General features: G+C 47.9%; 1 protein-coding gene. It reads left to right on the forward strand.

Annotation, left to right across the window (positions count from 1 at the left end):
* Positions 1–183: 183 nt before the first annotated feature.
* A partial coding sequence (locus tag R8269_RS23630; RefSeq protein ID WP_318222705.1) for a fructose-specific PTS transporter subunit EIIC occupies positions 184–1,915 on the forward strand: 1,732 nt, incomplete at its 3' end.

The raw sequence follows: 1,915 nt of genomic DNA on the forward strand, positions 1-1,915 counted from the left end.
GTTTAGCTTCTTATCCATCATGTCACAGATATGCAGCTAGATTTGTCCAGTGAACGATCTAAATCACACTATAGTTAGTCGGTTACAATCCTCCAGTAAATGCATTTTTTCTTCACTACAGTCTTTTTCTCAGTAATTTAAAAATACCCCTGAAATAAAAATTATATTTATAGGGGTTCGACAATGATCACCAAACTAATAAATGAAGACTTAATTAAACTTGATCTTAAAGCGTCTTCAAAAGAAGACGTATTTAAAGAACTGGTTGCCGTTCTTCATGCCCAAGGTCGTATTTCTGACCAAACACAATTTCTTGCAGATATAAAAGCACGTGAAGAATTAGGAAATACCGGATTTGAAGATGGCGTGGCAATTCCACACGCGAAAAGCGCCGCTGTGATTGAACCGGCGGTTGTGATCGGCGTAAGCAAATCAGGTATCGAGTACGGCGCGGAAGACGGTTTACCTTCAAAGCTGTTCTTCATGATCGCTTCTCCAGACGGTGGCGATAACCACCACATCGAAGTACTTGCAGAACTGTCTTCAAAACTGATTGAAGATGGTTTCATCGATGCGTTCTTAGGCGCAACAAACAGCCAAGACGCACTGGCACTCCTTCTTGCTAAAGAAGAACCGCAACCAGTGACAGATGCTCAAGCGAACCAAGGTTTCATCATTGGTGTTACCGGTTGTCCTGCGGGCGTTGCGCACACCTACTTAGCAGCAGAAGCACTGGAGAAAGGTGCTGCGGCGATGGGTTACGAAATCAAGGTTGAAACGAATGGTTCAATCGGTGTGAAAAACAGCCCAACCGCAGAAGAAATCGAGCGTGCAGATGCCATCATCGTCGCCTGTGACAAACAAGTCGATATGAACCGCTTTGCGGGCAAACGCGTGGTTAAAACCAACGTAAAAGCCCCAATCCGCGATGCTCAAGGACTGATTAATGAAGCGTTAAACGCACCGACCTACCAAGCTGAGTCCAATGGCAATACGCAAGCATCGGTTGCCGACAAAGCTTCTCAAGCTCGTTCTGACTTATATCGCTACTTGATGAACGGCGTATCACACATGATCCCATTCGTCGTAACCGGTGGTCTGCTGATTGCCCTTGCTCTTGCTGTAGGCGGTCAGCCAAGTGAAGCGGGCATGGCGATTCCTGAAGGCAGCATGTGGAACCAAATCCTCAATGTCGGCGTGGTTGCCTTTACGCTGATGATCCCAATCCTTGCCGGTTACATTGCTTACGCGATTGCTGACCGCCCAGCTCTAGCTCCTGGCTTGATCGGTGGTTGGATTGCAAATAATGGTTCTTTCTACGGCGCAGACGCTGGTACAGGCTTTATCGGTGCCATCATCGCAGGTCTGCTTGTGGGTTACTTCGTGAAGTGGATTACGTCGATTAACTACCACAAATTCATCCAACCTTTGGTGCCAATCATGATCGCACCAATCACAGGTTCGCTATTCATCGCTGGTCTATTCATCTTCGTTATCGGCGCGCCAATCGCAAGCCTAATGGACGGTCTGACTGCGCTACTAACTAGCATGAGTACAGGTAACGTCGTTCTACTGGGTATCGTACTTGGTGGTATGGCTGGCTTCGATATGGGTGGCCCTTTCAACAAGGTCGCATTCCTATTTTCTGTGGGCATGATTGCGAGCGGTCAAACTCAATTTATGGGTGCGATGGCGTGTGCAATCCCTGTTGCTCCTCTAGGCATGGCACTGGCAACGGCGCTTGGTCGTAAGTTCGACCTGTTCGAAGAATCAGAAACCGAAGCAGGTAAAGCAGCAGGTGCAATGGGTCTGGTTGGTATCTCTGAGGGTGCTATTCCATTCGCGGCGCAAGATCCAATGTCAGTGATTCCTGCAAACGTACTTGGCTCAATGGTGGCGGCAGTAATGGCGTTCT

Source organism: Vibrio sp. Vb0667, assembly GCF_033391095.1.